The 15029-nt window shown below is 69.9% G+C and carries 12 protein-coding genes; 5 read left to right on the top strand and 7 right to left on the bottom strand.

What is annotated here, in order from left to right; genetic code table 11:
• Positions 1-299: 299 nt before the first annotated feature.
• Both G406_RS0113415 and G406_RS0113410 read left to right on the top strand, forming a co-directional pair.
• A complete protein-coding gene (locus tag G406_RS0113415) occupies positions 300-1226 on the top strand; it encodes a transketolase family protein (RefSeq protein WP_245607106.1) in 927 nt (308 codons plus the stop codon).
• A 244-nt stretch (positions 1227-1470) separates the two neighbouring features.
• A complete protein-coding gene (locus G406_RS0113410) occupies positions 1471-1803 on the top strand; it encodes a DUF6247 family protein (protein ID WP_028934237.1) in 333 nt (110 codons plus the stop codon).
• A 273-nt stretch (positions 1804-2076) separates the two neighbouring features.
• Here G406_RS0113410 and G406_RS0113405 read toward each other — a convergent pair whose 3' ends face one another.
• Complete coding sequence (locus G406_RS0113405) at positions 2077-3294, bottom strand: PucR family transcriptional regulator (RefSeq protein ID WP_028934236.1); 1218 nt, start codon at positions 3292-3294, stop codon at positions 2077-2079.
• A 197-nt stretch (positions 3295-3491) separates the two neighbouring features.
• On the opposite strand from G406_RS0113405, the gene G406_RS46665 reads away from it, so the two are divergent.
• Complete coding sequence (locus G406_RS46665; protein ID WP_156934837.1) at positions 3492-4649, top strand: phosphotransferase; 1158 nt, start codon at positions 3492-3494, stop codon at positions 4647-4649.
• A 14-nt stretch (positions 4650-4663) separates the two neighbouring features.
• Here the strand turns inward: G406_RS46665 and G406_RS46660 are convergent, their stop codons facing one another.
• From G406_RS46660 to G406_RS46655, 5 genes are all read right to left on the bottom strand, one after another.
• Positions 4664-5425, bottom strand: coding sequence for a class I SAM-dependent methyltransferase (locus tag G406_RS46660; RefSeq protein WP_245607105.1), 762 nt, complete (start codon positions 5423-5425; stop codon positions 4664-4666).
• A gap of 53 nt (positions 5426-5478) precedes the next feature.
• A complete protein-coding gene (locus tag G406_RS0113390; protein ID WP_028934235.1) occupies positions 5479-5997 on the bottom strand; it encodes a hypothetical protein in 519 nt (172 codons plus the stop codon).
• Positions 5998-6058: 61 nt separating this feature from the next.
• On the bottom strand, positions 6059-7426 hold the full coding sequence (locus G406_RS0113385) for an MFS transporter (protein WP_245607104.1): 1368 nt from the start codon (positions 7424-7426) through the stop codon (positions 6059-6061).
• 89 nt (positions 7427-7515) lie between these two features.
• Positions 7516-8499, bottom strand: a complete 984-nt coding sequence (locus G406_RS0113380) for an esterase/lipase family protein (RefSeq protein ID WP_051342068.1) — start codon at positions 8497-8499, stop codon at positions 7516-7518.
• Between the two features lie 73 nt (positions 8500-8572).
• Positions 8573-11530 (bottom strand): AMP-binding protein, encoded by a 2958-nt coding sequence (locus G406_RS46655; RefSeq protein WP_169736685.1) that lies wholly within the window; start codon positions 11528-11530, stop codon positions 8573-8575.
• Positions 11531-11818: 288 nt separating this feature from the next.
• Between G406_RS46655 and G406_RS58360 the strand changes: the two genes are divergently transcribed.
• The gene (locus tag G406_RS58360; protein ID WP_051342045.1) at positions 11819-12535 is read left to right on the top strand and encodes a hypothetical protein; all 717 of its coding nucleotides are present in this window, start codon (positions 11819-11821) and stop codon (positions 12533-12535) included.
• Here G406_RS58360 and G406_RS0113365 read toward each other — a convergent pair.
• Positions 12532-13287 (bottom strand): HpcH/HpaI aldolase family protein, encoded by a 756-nt coding sequence (locus G406_RS0113365; protein WP_028934232.1) that lies wholly within the window; start codon positions 13285-13287, stop codon positions 12532-12534. The two genes, G406_RS58360 and G406_RS0113365, sit on opposite strands and share 4 nt — an antisense overlap.
• Positions 13288-13531: 244 nt before the next feature.
• Here G406_RS0113365 and G406_RS0113360 point away from each other — a divergent pair, with 244 nt between their 5' ends.
• Positions 13532-14758 carry a S1C family serine protease gene (locus G406_RS0113360; protein WP_051342044.1) on the top strand — a complete coding sequence of 409 codons (1227 nt, stop codon included), beginning with the start codon at positions 13532-13534 and terminating at the stop codon, positions 14756-14758.
• Positions 14759-15029 lie beyond the last annotated feature (271 nt).

Below are 15029 nucleotides of genomic sequence, written 5' to 3'. Positions count from 1 at the left end.
TGTTGTGGCCCTTCGTCGTGGGAGGCGCATTGCGGCGTGAGCACCTCCACCCTGCGCCGAGCGTGTGGTGACGCTGCATGTCACAACGGGTCTCGCAAAGCGGGCCGAAGGCCGTTCCGCCGCAGGCGGGTAGTGCATGAGTGGCGGCTCCCGAGCCGCGGCAGCAAGCGCGCGCGTCGCCGGAGGCGCCTTGAACGTTCGCGGTGGCGCCCGGAGAGAGCGTTAGCGAACGTAGGGTCCGCCGGGAACGTTGGCGCGCGGAACAGGCCGGGACTCGTCGAGCCGAAGGAGCACTGATCATGTCCACAGCGGTAGCCCGGGACTACGGAGTCCAGTCCCTCGGCATGCGCGACACGTTCGTCGCCACCGCGACCGAGCTGATCGACACCGATCCACGCGTCGCGGTCGTCCTTGCGGTGATCACCCTGGACCGGTTCGCCGACGCCGCCCGGCGGCACCCGGATCGGGTCATCGACGTCGGCATCCGGGAGCAGCTGCTGGTCACCACCGCGGGTGGTCTGGCACTCGCCGGTATGCGTCCGATCGCGCACACGTTCGCGTCGTTCCTCGTGGAGCGGCCGTTCGAGCAGATCAAGCTGGACCTCGGGCACCAGGATCTCGGTGCCGTCCTGGTCAGTTCGGGCGCGTCCTACGACTACCCGTTCGCCGGACGCACCCACATGAGCCCCGGCGACGTGGCGCTGATCGACACGCTGCCGGGCTGGACCATCCAGGTGCCGGGTCATCCGGACGAGGTCGGCCCGCTGCTGCGCGCCGCTGCCGCCGGCGACGACCGGGTCTACCTGCGACTGAGGGAAGAACCGAACGGCGTCGCCTACTCCCGTGCCGGCGAGATGACCCGGCTGCGCGAGGGGCGGCGGGGTGTGGTGCTCGCGGTCGGCCCGATCGCCGACCGGGTGCTCGCCGCCACCGAGGGACTGGACGTCACGGTGCTGTACACGCCGACGGTGCGCCCGCTGGACACCGCGATGCTGCGCGCCGCCCTGCCCGACGACCGCGCCGACGTCATGGTGGTGGAGCCGTACCTGGCCGGCACGTCCAGCCACGTGATCAGCGACGCGCTGCGGGATCGTCCCCACCGGCTCGCCGCGCTGGGCGTCAGCCGTGACCGTGAGGTGCGCGGCTACGGCAGCGTCACCGATCACGACCGAGCCCACGGGCTGGACCCGGCAAGCCTCGCCCGAGCAGCTCGATCCTTCTTCTAGAAGGGATAGAAGGTATGCACATTTGTGGATAAGTCTGTGCACAAGGGTGGAAAAGTAGCAGTAATACTTAGCGAAAACTAGTAGTCTTCCGTGCCAACCACCGCTTTTGCATATCTGGGTGTTACACCGCACGCTGGAGCCGAGGCCAACGGCGCAGCCTGGTCGGGTGTAGCCCGATGATCGCTTCTCGAAGAGCGGACGATCTGTGCGAGCTTCGACGGTCGTCTGGGGCTATCGTTTCGGTATGTCTGTTGCAGGCGTGCTGCCCGAACCCACGCCGGCCGCGCCACCGGCCGAGCCGCGAGCAATCCGCGCTTGTTTGACCTCGACGTTGGCTGCCGAGTTCGACCATGAGTGGCGAACAGTGCTCGATCGGGTCCGCGAAACCCAAGAACTCGCCGACCTGCACCACCTGCTGAACAAGTGGCGTCATATCGCCTACCAGGAGATGTGCGACCCCGGGGCCTACTACCGGATGCTGGCCAAGGCCGAACAGATCATACGAGCGGGCGCGAACCCTGACGCGGTGCCTGTTGAGGACATGCAGGCCGTGATCCGTCGCCGGACCGCTCCGTAGTTGTACCGGATCGTTCCCGACCCAGCCATCATCGCGCAGGTCGAAGCGCTACCGACTGAGGCGCTGAACAACTACGCCGAAGCGCTGGAGGTCGTTCAGCTGATCCCTTGGACAGGGCTTCCCCAGCATGAGAACAACCCTGAGGGCGCGGTTCGGCGCTGGACGTTCGGCCCTGGAAGTGCCGGTCAGTTGGTGTATCTGATCGACGAAGATCGTGCTGACGTGCATCTTCTGCTGGTCCAGTGGCTGGGATGGCGGCTGTTGACGCCGGCTCTACTCGCCGTGGAGGGTGTGGTCGATGAGCAGGGCGGTTTCCAGGTCGAAGGTGTTGTCCGCCAGGGAACGACCGAGGAGCTCTTCCGCCTGGGCGATGCGGTAGGCGACCGTCTTGTGGTGGACGGTCAGCGCGGCGGCGGCCTGGCCTCGGTTGTGGCCGTGGGCGAACAGCGCACGCAAGGTGGTGCGGAGTCGCTGGCTGGTGTCGTCGCGGGTGGCGAGCGGGCCGAGTCGTTCGGCGGCGAGGCGGCGGGCTCGGTCCGGGTCGGTGCACAGCAGCGCCGCGATCTCGATGTCGCGGTGCCGGATGACCGAGGCGGTATGACCTCCGGCGAGGCGGCCGGCGCGTTCGGCCTCTCGTGCTTGGGCGTGTGACCTGCGCAGACCGTCTCGGCCTCGGCCGGGTTCGCCCATTCCGATGAGCACGTTGTGGACTTCGACGGTGGCGAGACCGGTCAGTTCGGTGTCGGTGGGGGTGGTGGCCCAGCCGAGCCAGCCCCACCAGATGCCGCCGTCGGCGGGGATGGCCAGTGCGCGGACGCCGGCGGCGAGCTGGACCTGTTCCAGCTCGTGTCGGACGTCGGCGGGTTCGCTGAGTCCCACCGCGACCAGTGCGACGTGGTGGCGTTCGAGGTCGTAGCCCAGGGTGGCGGTCGCGGCGTGCAGGTCGAGCGGGTCCGAGCCGAGCAGGGCGTGGACCAGCTCGATCCGGTTGGTCGGCTGGGTGGTCGTCCGCTGGGTGGTTCCGAGTGCTTCGGGGTTCTCCTCGACGATGCGCTGGCAGGCGCGGTCGATGAAGTCGAACAGGTGGGCGGAGGAGATCCGCAGGATGGCGTGCAGGTCGTCGGCCGAGGTGGTGCTGCTGTGTACGTGTTCGCTCCACAGCTGCCACAGCAGCTCGTGCCCGACCCGGTAGGCGCGCAGCAGGTGGGTGAGGTTCCCGCCGCCCGCGACGAGGTTGCGCAGCAGCTCCTGGGTGCCCGAGGGGGGTTCGATGCTGCTGGCGGTGATGCCGAAGGCGAGGGTGGACAGCATCGCGCCGATGTTCTGGTCGGTGCTCTCCCGCACCACCCGAACCGAGTCGGGGATGTCGGCGGGTGCCAGTTCGGGCACGGAGCTCAGCACGCGTTCGGTGACCTGGGCGGAGATGTCGAGGACGCGCGGCAGTAGTTCGCGCGCGACGCGGCGAACGTTGTCATTGGCTGCCGGGGTCATCAGGCTTCTTCCCGTATGGATAGGACGTGTGCACAGTAGTGGATAACTTTGTGCATAACTGTCATTCGGAGGCGCGTCGATTAACGAAAACAGTAGAGCCGGGGTCATCGGCTCTGGCCGGCTGGTCGTAGCTGGGTTGCCGCCCCACCCGCCACACTCGTGACCCATCAACGGGCGATCACAAGGGAGTGGTCCGGGTGGACGTCACCTTCGACCAGATCAAGAAGCAGTACGCGGCAGAGGTGGAACGGGCACAGGGCCGGACGTTGTCCTCGCGCGACGAGCTGCCGCTCAGCTACGACGAGCTCACCCCGGCATGGCTGACCGCCGTGCTGAGCGACGGCACACCCGGCGCCGAGGTCGTGTCGCATCGCCTCGGTGACGAGGACGAGGGCACGTCCAGCAGGCGCCGGATCTTCCTGACCTGGAACGACGCCGGTACCCAGGCAGGGCTGCCGACCAGCGTGTTCAGCAAGGGCACGATGACGCTGGAAAGCCGATACCTGCTCGGCATGAACGGTGGCATCGCCGCCGAGGCCGTCTTCTACAACACGGTGCTGCCGACCCTGGACGTCCGCGCGCCGCACGCGTTGTTCGCCGCGTACGACCCCGACACGTTCAACTCGATCATCATCATGCGGGACATGACCGACCAGGTGCGGTTCGGTTCGCACTCGATCGACCTGACCCAGGACCAGGTCCGCAGCCAGCTTCGGCTGCTCGCCTCACTGCACGCGCGGTACTACGAGAGCCCCGAGCTGGACACGACGCTGAGCGAGTTCAACACCTGGGAGCGCTACTTCGCCATCACGGTGGATGCCGCCGGGTTCGGACCGGCCTGTGCACGCGGGTTCGCCGAGGCCGAGGAGGTCATCCCGCCCCGGCTGTTCGCCCGCGCCGACGAGATCTGGCCCGCGACGTTGCGGTCGGTCGAGGACAGCGGCCGACTGCCGCGCACGCTGATCCACTCCGACGTGCACCTGAAGAACTGGTACATCGACGCCGACGGTGAGATGGGGCTCAACGACTGGCAGTGCTCGTGCAAGGGCAGCTGGGGTCGGGACCTCGCCTACTCGATCTCCACGGCGCTGTCGGTGGAGAACCGCAGGCTGTGGGAGCGCGACCTGGTCGCCTACTACGTCGAGCAGCTGCACGCGGCCGGTGCTCCGAAGGTCGAGTTCGACGAGGCGTGGCGCATCTACCGTCAGCAGCTGTTCAATGCGCTCGCCTGGTGGACCGGGACACTGGGCCAGCCGCCCGAGGCGCCGAAGATGCAGCCGAGGGAGAGCTCGATCGAGTTCATCCGGCGCATGTCGCACGCCATCGACGACCTCGACTCGCTGGACTCCTTCTGACCACCCCGTGAGTGTCAGCCGCGGCGAGCGAAGACGGCGAGTGTGCGGCACTGGGCACGGACGGTGCCGCCGTGCGCGTCGATCGTCGCCCGGACCGCACGGCCGAGCCGGGCGAGGCGCTCCGGGCCCAGCCGCTGGTGGTCGCTGAACGTCGACGCCATGCCGACCCATTCGTCGGCGCTCAGCATCCGCTCGACCCGGTAGGTCCGAACCTCCAGGTCGGTGAACGCGTCGCTCGCGCCGAACGGGTCGACGTAGCCGGTGTCCTCGGCGGGAGCGCGGCCGTGCGGGTGGGCGTCGGGCGCATGCTCGGCATACACCGTGTCCAGCGCGCTGACCAGCGGTTCGTCCACCTCGTTGTGATTCCAGAAGCGGGCGATCGTGCCGCCGGGGCGCAGTGCCTCGGCGGCTTTCGCCACGCCGCGCCCAGGGTCGATCCAGTGCCAGGCCTGGGCGCAGGTGATCAGGTCGAACCGGCGGTCGGCCACGTCCCAGGTCTCGAAGGCGGAGATCTCGACCGGGATGTCGTGGCCGCGCGCGATCTCGGCCATCCTCGGGTCCAGCTCCACCCCGAGCGGCGTGACTCCGCGTTCGACGAGCCCGACCGTGAACTTCCCGGTGCCGCAACCGACGTCGAGTACCCGCTGTGGCCGCGGCTCGAGCAGGTCGTCGTACAGCGCATCGGGATAGCCCGGCCGGTAGCGCTCGTAGTCGGTCGCCACCGAGCCGAACGATTCGGCCCTGGCCCGGTCGAGGTGCATCTCGTCAGCGCTCACCCCGCGATCCTAGGAAGCCTGCCACCGGATCGCCGGGGCATTAGCGATCCTTCTCAGCGTCGCGGGCCCGCGTGCAGCGTCCCGTCGCGGAAGGTGAACGTCTGGGTGAACCGAACCTGCGGGCCCGCGGCCAGCGCCTCGTTCTCCCCGACCGCATGGCCGACCACGGTGACCTCGGAACGGGCGATCGTGATCTCAGCCTTCTCGACGTACATCGGGTCGGCCGCCTCGATCAGGACCCCGAGGGAACGGGGGTGGGCACGGTCGGAGACGCCGTCGAACGCCTCCACCTGGATCGGGTTGCTCGACGTCGTGGTCGAACAGGTCAGCGACACGACGGCGTCGGGAACGCCGTCGCCGGTGACGTCGCCGTACTCGGTCCCCACGACCTCGACCTTCTGCTCGGGCAGCGGGCAGGTGAACGTGGTCGCCGTGGCCCAGTCCACTCCGGCGAGCGGGTTCGCCGGCGCGGCAGGGGGAGCCGGCGGGGTCGGCGGCGCGGCCGGGGCACCGCAGGCGGTCAGGCCGATGGTGAGGGCGCCGAGGGCCAACAGTCGGGTGGGTACGAGCATGACGAACAGTCTGCAGCTCCAGTGGTGGCGCAGGACCGTTCCCCCACGATGGTGGGCCGGGTCATCGGGCCTGGCGCCCCGGTAGCGCGGTGGCGAGCACCGCCATCCCGACCAGCACGGCGGCGACGATCCCGAATGCCAGCGAGTAGCCGGCGTCGAGCGCGTCGAGTGCGGGAACGGACGGCACGGTCAGCACCACCAGCACGGTCAGGCCGAGCGCGCCGCCGACCTGCTTGCTGGTGTTCATCAGCCCGGACGCCGCACCCGCGTCGGGTGAGCGCACCCCGGAGGTGACGGTGTTGGTGATCGGTGTGTTCAGCAGGCCACCGCCCAACGACATGATCACCCCGGGACCGAGGATGCCGACCAGGTAGGTGCTGTCCGGACCGGCGAGGCTCTGCCAGGCGAACCCGGCGCCCGCCAGCACCGCGCCGATCACGATGACGGTCCGGCCGTCGAGGCGGTGCAGCAGCCACGGCGCGGTGTGCATGCCGATCACCACCGAGACCAGCGTGTGCGGAAGGAACCCGAGCCCGGTCTGCCAGGCGCTGTAGTGCAGGACGTCCTGCATGAACAGCGACAGGAAGTACCACATCGCGGTGAAACTGACGCCGCCCAGCAGCATGAGCACGTTCCCGACCGAGACCGTCCGGATGCTCAGCAATCGCAGCGGCAGCAGTGGCGCCCGCGCGAACCGTCCCTCGACCAGCACGAACGCGCCGAGCGCCGCCACGCCGAGTGCCAGCGCGGTAATGGTGCTCGGTGCGGCCCAGCTGTCGGAACGGGTCAGGGTGATGCCGTAGGTGAGGGCCCCGAGCCCGGTGGTCGCCAGTAGCGCGCCGGGAACGTCGAGCCGGACGGACTCGTCCGTGCGCTGGTCAGGCGCGAGGCACAGCACCGTCAGCGCTCCCAGCGCGGCGCCGAGCGGGACGTTGATCAGCAGGATCCAGCGCCAGGACAGGAACTCGGTGATCGCTCCGCCGATCAGGTTGCCCGCCGTTCCGCCCGCCGCGGCGACCGCCGTCCAGGTGGCGAGCGCGCGGATGCGCGCCGGGCCCTCCGGGAAGGTGACGGTGAGCATCGTGATGGTGGCCGGGGCGAGCACCGAGGCACCGAGCCCTTGCAGGGCTCGCGCGGCGATCAACAGGCCGGGTGTGTCGGCGAGGCCGCCCACCAGGCTCGCGGCGGTGAACAGCGCGAGCCCGCACAGGAAGACCCGCTTACGGCCGTAGAGATCCGCGAGCCTGCCGCCGAGCAGCAGGAACCCGGCGAACGTGAGCACGTAACCGTTGACCACCCACGGCAGGCCGGTCCGGCTGAACCCCAGCGCGCTCTGGATGGTCGGCAGCGCAACGTTCACCACGGACACGTCCAGCACGACCATGAACTGCCCCAGGCAGGCCACGCCGACAACAACCCAACCCTTCACCAAACCAATGTAACCACATTGCTTTGCTCGCCAACCACGGCACGAATGTGGCTTTAGGGACGTTCAACGTCCCTAAAGCCACATTCGTGTCAGTCGCGGGTGGCGTAGGGGGCGAGCTTCGGCTCGGAGGTGACGTGCGGGTAGGTGGCGAGTGTTGTTGCCACCTCGGTGGTGTAGCGCGCCTCGTTGACCGGCAGCGTCAGCGGGGTGACGCCGGGCATCAGCGCCCGGGTGCACACGGCGCGGTCGACGCGGGACGGGTCGGCCGGGCCCTCGTGCGTGATCGCGTCCTCGACCAGCGCGTACGCGACCGGATCGATGCTGCCCATGCTCAGGTGCTCGGCCACGTGGACGGGGCAGATGCTCTGTACCGCGATGTTGCGCACCCGCCCGGGGCCGTCGGTGCGCAGCGCGGAGCTGGGCTCCGGCGGCAGGTTCGGGAACACGACCTCGTCGGTCAGCGTGTACATCTGCGTGTAGTCGATGCCGGGGTAGGTCTCCTGGCCTGCGTTGAGCGCGGCCAGGAAATGCGAGCCGGTCCGCTGCTGCCAGATCGACGGTGCGCAACCGGGCGCGCAGATCGGGTAGGCGTCGAGCGTGCCGTGATTGGACGGGTCGATGCCGACCAGGTCCTCCACCGCGTCCCGGGTGTCCGGCCAGAACTTCAACGCCCAGCGGCTGATCATGCCGCCCTGGCTGAACCCGACGACGTCGATCCGCCGGTGCGCCCGGTCGTGCATGGTGCGCAGCGCGTTCACCACGTACTCGGCCGCGATCTGGATGTCGCCCATCGCGTTGCCCGGCAGGTTCACCGCGCAGTACGAGCGCCCGAGGTCGCGCAGCGCGGGCTCGTAGTTCCAGTCGAAGTTGGTCTTCGCGCTCAACGTCGTGCCCGGGATGAGCAGCACCGGCGCCCCGGAACCGCCGCCGAGATCGCCGTGACAGCGCAGGCTGTCGTCCAGCCGATCCACGGAGACCCGCAGCTCAGGGCCGGAGCCCGGGGACGCGGACGCGATCGGGGTCCCCACCAGGGCCGTCACCGCCGCGACCGCGAGAGCAGTCGCCCACTTCATCGTGCTGCGCATACCCCGTGAAACGACCGAACGACCCGTGAGTGATTTGGGCTGCTCCAGCAGCCCAAATCACTCACGGCTCGTACGTGCCGGTGCTGGTCAGGTGCCAGACGGGCGAGGACTCGCTCGGCTGAGGGACGCCCTCCTGCTGCAGCGTCCGCCACAACGGACGGTGCCAGGTCGTGACCGGGATCGACGGAACCACCCGCACGTACGCAGGCCGCTGCTCGACCGGCAGCCCGTCCAGCGCACGATCCAGGTCGGCCGAGCTCAGCGACGCGCCCGGACGCAGCGTCAACGCCGCGACCAGCACCTGCGCGTCGCCCTCCGGCACGCCGTACGCGACGCACAGGTCGACGGTCGCGATCGAACCCAGCGCGATCCGGACCGGTGCCGGCGCCACGGTCGCCTTCGCGGTCCGGACCAGCGCGGACACCGACTCGACCCGCCACAGGTTGTCGGAGTCGTCACGGCGGAACAGGTCGCCGGTCGAGCTCCACGCGTCGTCCGGTTCGAACACCCCGCGCAGCTGCACGCCGCTGCGCGACTCCGGGTGCGCGACCCTGGCCAGCAACAACCCGGCCTCACCGGTGTCGCACTCGCGGCCGAACCCGTCCTCGCCCAGCTCCAGGCTCCGGGTCTCGACGTCGAACGCCGCGACCCGCACCTCGGGTGTCCCGGGCAGCGCGTGCCCCATCGACCCGATCGGCATCCCGGTCAGGTTGGCCAGGATCGCCTCGCCCTCGGCCGAGGCGTAGAACTCCAGCACCCGGGCCGTCGGGAACCGCTCGGTCACCCGCCGCCACAGGTTGCGCGGCATACCCGACCCCATGAACATCCGGATCGGATGGTGCTGCTCGGCCGGGTTGGCGGGCGCGAGCGCGATGTCCCGCAGCGACGTCCAGGTGTAGGAGATGTGCGTGGCGCCGTAGCGCCGGACCTCGGACCAGAACGTCTCCGGGTCCCGCGCGCTGGCCATGGCGAACCGGGCGCCACCGGCGATCGCGCCGCCGACCGCCATGAGCAGCGCCGAGCTGTGGTGCAGCGGTGTCACGCAGTAGATCGTGTCGCCGGTGCGCAACGCGGCGGCCGACGCGGTGCCCAGCGCGGACATCGCCCACCGGCGGTTGCTGATCCGCATCGGCCGGGTCGTCTCACCCTCGCCGGTGAACAGCACGAACGCGATGTCCGCGGCCCGATGCGGATTCGGCCGGTACCAGGCAGGCAGCTCGACCTCGTTCGGGTCGATCCGTTCCATGTCCAGCACGTCGCCCGGCAGCTCGCGCCGCTGACCCTCGACGAGCCCGTCGCCGCCACCGAGCACACACCACGGCAGGTCGGGCAGCGTGGGACGACGGGTCGCATGCTCCGGGTCGGAGATCATGTGGGTGACCCCGCCGAGCGTGGCCTCGGTCCGCAGGTCGCCGTCCGGGCGCAGCAGTACCGACGTCGCGCCGATCCGGCTCAGCGCCGCAACCACGCTGATCGCGCTCGGCCGGGTCCCCATCAGCACCCCGACCGACTGGCCCTGCCGGACGCCGACACTGATCAGGCCCTTCACCACGCTGTCGACCCGGTACTTCAGGTCGCGCTGCCGGTAGCCGCGGTCGTTGAACAGGAAGCTGATGTCGTTCGGGATCTTCCTGGCCTGCTCGTCGAGCAGCAGTCCCAGCGAGATGCGGGTGCTCGGGTCGAGGTGCTCGATCCGCGCGAGCCTGGGCAGCAGCGCGGGCGCGTCGGTCAGGACACCGCGCACCAACCGGGTCGCCCACCGTGCGGTGCCGAGCCCGATCCGGGTCGCCCCGATCCCCAGGTCGGTCGCGTACCCGAGCGCCGCGGCCGCCGCGTCCGGCGGGGCGTCGCGCAGCAGCGGGCGGGACGGGACCTGGTCGGCGGGCACGATGTTGTCCGGCAGCTCGGCGGTGCCGTTGCGCCACCGGGTCCACGCGATGACAGCGGGCCAGGTGTTCTCGCTGGCCTTGGAGCCCACGACCAGCCCGAAGTGCCCGGAACGCAGGGTCAGCTCGTAGACGTCGGCCAGCGGAGCCGCCCGCCGGATCGCCCGCACCGAGTCGGGGTGGCCGATCGTGTCGGTCGTGCCGACGGTGGTCAGCACCGGCACGTTGATGTCGGCGAGCGTGACGAGCCGGTCGTCGATGACAAAACCGCCCTCGACCATGCGGTTGTGTGCCACGAACTGCTCCAGCAGCTCGGCGATCGCCGGACCGGAGTAGGCCGTCCAGCCTTCCGAGTCCAGGTAGCGGCGCTGGCGCTCGCGGGGCAGCAGCGCCTCCCGGTCGTGCAGCTCCAGCAGGAACTGGATACGCCCCTGCACCGTCTTGACCGGCGACAACAGGTTGAACCCGAGCCGCGTCGCCCAGCTGGGCAACGACACCCGGCGCAGCAGCCCGCTGTGCACCAGGCTGTTCGCCAGCTGCGCCACCATGTCCGGCGGCAGCGGGATCGGCAGCGGCGCCGTCGTGTCGACCGGCGAACCGAACGTGACCAGCGAGTCGATGTCGCGGCCCCGGCGCAGCGCGGTCACCTGGTAGGCGAACATGCCGCCCTGGGAGTAGCCGCCGAGGATCACCGAGCGCCCGGTCGCGGCGTGCACCCGGTCCACGGCATCGCTGACCGCGAGCACGTGGTCGGTCAGGGTGCGCTGCAGCCCGCCCGGTTCGTTGCCCGGATCGCCGAAGTCGACCACCCACGGGTCGATGCCCTCGGCGTGCAGGCTGGCCACGGCGGACGTGCTCGGCGAGACGTCCCACACCTCGGCGGTCATCATCAGCGGCGGGACCAGCAGGACCGGGGTGGCGCCGGTGGGCGTGGCGTCCGGGAAGTAGTGCCGCAGCCGGTAGGTCGACTGCGCGGCGGCGACGGTGAACGGCGAGGGCTGCTCACCGGTGTCCAGACCGCCGAACCGGGCGACCTCGGCGGCGTTGCGGGTGGTGGCGACCGCGCGACGCAGGTATCGGACCGGGGTACTGATCAGGCCGTCGAGCAGGCCCTCGTGTTCGTTGATCGCCACCGCTGAACTCTCCCGCCAACTACTCGCTAGGGCAAGCAAACCTTTCACCGCTGGACAACGGCCGTTGCTCTCTCCGGGCGTGTCGGATCACGATCCGGTAACTACGCTGCTGAGAGCGCTGCAAGTCCGGCACTCCCCCTGCCTCCGCTCCCCAGCACGCAGGCCGGTCCGCCGCGCGACCCACGCAATTCTGCCCGGAGAAGGGAACCGCTGGTGTCTGCACGCACACCAAGTTCGGAGCGCCGTTCGTCGCATCGACGGTCCTCTTCATCAGGCAGACGTGCGCTGGTGACCGGGGCCGCCGCCGTCGGTACCGCCGCGATCCTCATCGCCGGCGCCTACGCGATCGTGCCGATGGCGACCGGGCCCGACTCGATGCCGGCCGCGAACGTCGCCGCCGAGGGTCAGCTGCCGGCCGAGGCGCCCGCCCCCGAGGTGGTGCCGGCTCCCGAGGTTGTGCCGCCCGCCCCGGTCGTCACGCCGTCGGCGAAACCCAAGCCCGCGCCGCCGAAGAAGCCGGACAAGCCCGCGACCCCGGACAAGACGTCGGCGAAACAAGCGGCGAAGCAGGCTGCCGGTAAGCAGATCCGCATCGACCTCACCGGCTACTCGTGGCACGACAACACCCCGGCCGGTTCGGCCGAGGTGAGCAACCCGATCGTCCACAAGAGCGCTGGCGGGCAGGGCACCTACACGGACCCGATCACGGTCGCGGTGCCGAAGACCAAGTACAAGCCCGGCACGAAGTTCTACATCCCGAGCGTCCAGCGTTACGTGATCATCGAGGACACCGGGGCCAGCTCGGCGTCCTCGGGCACCGACACGCACCTGGACATGTGGGTCGACGGCCGCGACGGGTCCGCCTCGGCGGTCGAGAAGTGCATGAACCGGATCACCGGCACGGTGCCCGCCGAGGTCAACCCGCCGCCGGGGCGCACGGTGATGTCGGGTCCGATCTACTCCAAGGGCGGCTGCCGGATTCCCGCCGGGAGCAAGGCCAACTAGCCGCGGCTCTCCGCGAGCCGGGCGGCGGCGGCCGCCCGCAGCAGCGACACGTCGGACATCACCGCGAAGAACGTGAACCCGAGCCTGCGGTAGCGCTGCACGTGCGCGGGCGAGGCACTGTAGATACCGGCCGGCAGGCCGGCTTCCCGACAACGTGAGGCGATCGAACCCAGGAGCGTGTCGTACTCCGGGTCCGAACCGTGCTGCGCGTCGAGGGGCTTGCCCACCGCGAGCGCCAGATCGGACGGGCCGACGAACACCGCGTCCAGCCCCTCCACCGCGACGATCTCGCCGAGCGCCGCCACCCCCGCACGCGTCTCGATCATGACCACACACACCGGCGCCGCTCCGGTCGCCGCGGCCCGCCAGCCCACCCGGGTGGGTCCGTAGCTGCGCGTCCCGCGCGGCGGATGGTGGCAGGCGTTCACCGCGGCGCGCGCCTGCTCCGCGGAGTCGACCAGCGGGACGATGACCCCGTCGGCACCCCGGTCCAGCGCGCGCCCGATCGGCTCCGGTGCGTTAGTGGCCACCCGGACCAGCGTCGGAGTTCCGGTCGCGTCGAGGGCGCGCAGGATCGGCAGGAGCGTGTCGTCGCCGATCAGGCCGTGCTGGGTGTCGACGCACACGAAGTCCCAGCCGACCGAACCCATGACCTCGGCCGTGCTCGCCGAGGGCAGCTGGCACCAGCCACCCACGACGTCGTCACCCAGCCGCTCACCCAGGCTTCGTGCACGGTCACCACCGGCTGCCATGTCGGCAACTCTGCCGCACGCCGCGTCGCTCCGCTCGTTCGACGACGCCTCGGCTCAGTAACCATGCTTGCCCGGCCGAAGGACACTCGTGTGGGTGATAATGGTGTCTCAATGCCGATCTTGGCACGCACAGTAGTCCAGCTGGCCCGGTAATTTGGTCTACGCAGTAGCTCGACCGATGTGTCACAGTGTCCTCCCGGGCACCTGAGAGGGAACCCGTTTCGGGTGCCGAGAGGAGCGACCGGTGAGCGAGATCGGTCCGCCGCACCGTCACCGCCTGCCCGTCGAGTTACCCGACCGCATGTTGCAGCCGCCGAAGGAGCACAACCCGCTCGGCGCGTTCGTCGCCATGCTCGTGCTCGCGTTGCTGGCCACCGTCGCCCTCGGCGTCGGCCACGCGCAGGGCGGTATCCGCAACGCGCTGTCGCTGAGCGACCCGGTCGAGCAGTCCTACACGGCCGACGGCATGAGCGCGCCCGCGCTGCCGGTCCGCGGCCCGTTGACCGACCCGGAGATCTCGTCGCTGGCGAGCAAGGTGAGCCCCACCCTGGTCGACGTCAACGTGCAGCTGGGCCTGCAGGGCGCCGAGGGCGCGGGCACCGGGATCGTGCTCAGCGGCACCGGCGAGGTCCTCACGAACAACCACGTCATCAACGGCGCCACCGCGATCAAGGTGACCAGCAAGGCGAACGGGCGCAGCTACCCCGCGAGCGTCGTCGGCTACGACCGGTCGCACGACATCGCGGTACTGCAGATCAAGGGCGCCCCGAGGCTGCGCACCGCCACGATCGGCAACTCCGACGCGGTCAGCGTTGGCGACCCGATCGCCGCGATCGGCAACGCGGGCGGCGCCGGCGGCAAGCCGAAGATCGCCCCCGGCCAGGTCGTCTCACTCGGCAAGTCCATCACCACGAGCGACGAGCTGAGCGGCAGCACCGAGCGGCTCACCAACCTGATCGAGGTCGCCGCCGTCGTCGAACCCGGCGACTCCGGCGGTCCGCTGGTCAACGCGAACGGTCAGGTCATCGGTGTGACCACGGCGGCGTCGGTCAACTTCCGCACCCAGACCCCCGGCGGCAAGGGCTACGCCATCCCGATCAACGACGCGATGGACATCGCCCGCCAGATCCGCGCGGGTTCCGTGTCCGAGACGGTGCACGTCGGCCCGACCGCCATGCTGGGCGTGACGGTCCTGTCCAGCTCCCGGTCCCGCCGAGGCCTGGACGGCGACACCGACTCCGGCGCACCCGTGGCCAGTGTCATCGGCAACTCACCTGCTGGGAAGGCCGGCCTGTCCCGGGGTGACGTGATCGTGTCCTTCGACGGCACCAGGGTCGACTCGGCGAACACCCTGACCAGCCTGGTGGGCCAGCACCGTCCCGGAGACCAGATCCAGCTGATCTGGCAGGACCACACCTCAGGCCAACAGCAACAAGCAACAGTCTCCCTGGCCCAGGGCCCCCCATCGTGAGTGGCAAGGGCGTCTACCCCGGAGGGGCGCCGAAGGCGTAGGCGCTCGGAGCACTCACGACAGTTTTTCCGTCGTGAGTGATCCGGGCGTCTATAGGCGCCCTTGCCACTCACGAGTCGACGGCGAAGCCGAGATGCCTTGGTCGCAACCACGGGCTGCACGTAGTAGGAGTGCGCTGTCTCGGGGGCCGTGGTCCCGACCGCGTGCACCGAGTGCACGGCCTCGGGGTCCTCGTGAGTGCTGAGGGCGCCTATAGCCGGTCTACGCACTC

This window comes from Actinospineispora spinosispora DSM 44797 (assembly GCF_000429025.1).
Taxonomy (GTDB): Bacteria; Actinomycetota; Actinomycetes; order Mycobacteriales; family Pseudonocardiaceae; genus Pseudonocardia; species Pseudonocardia spinosispora.
Note: the sequence above shows the minus strand (reverse complement) of the source record. Positions and strands in the feature narration are given on the sequence as shown.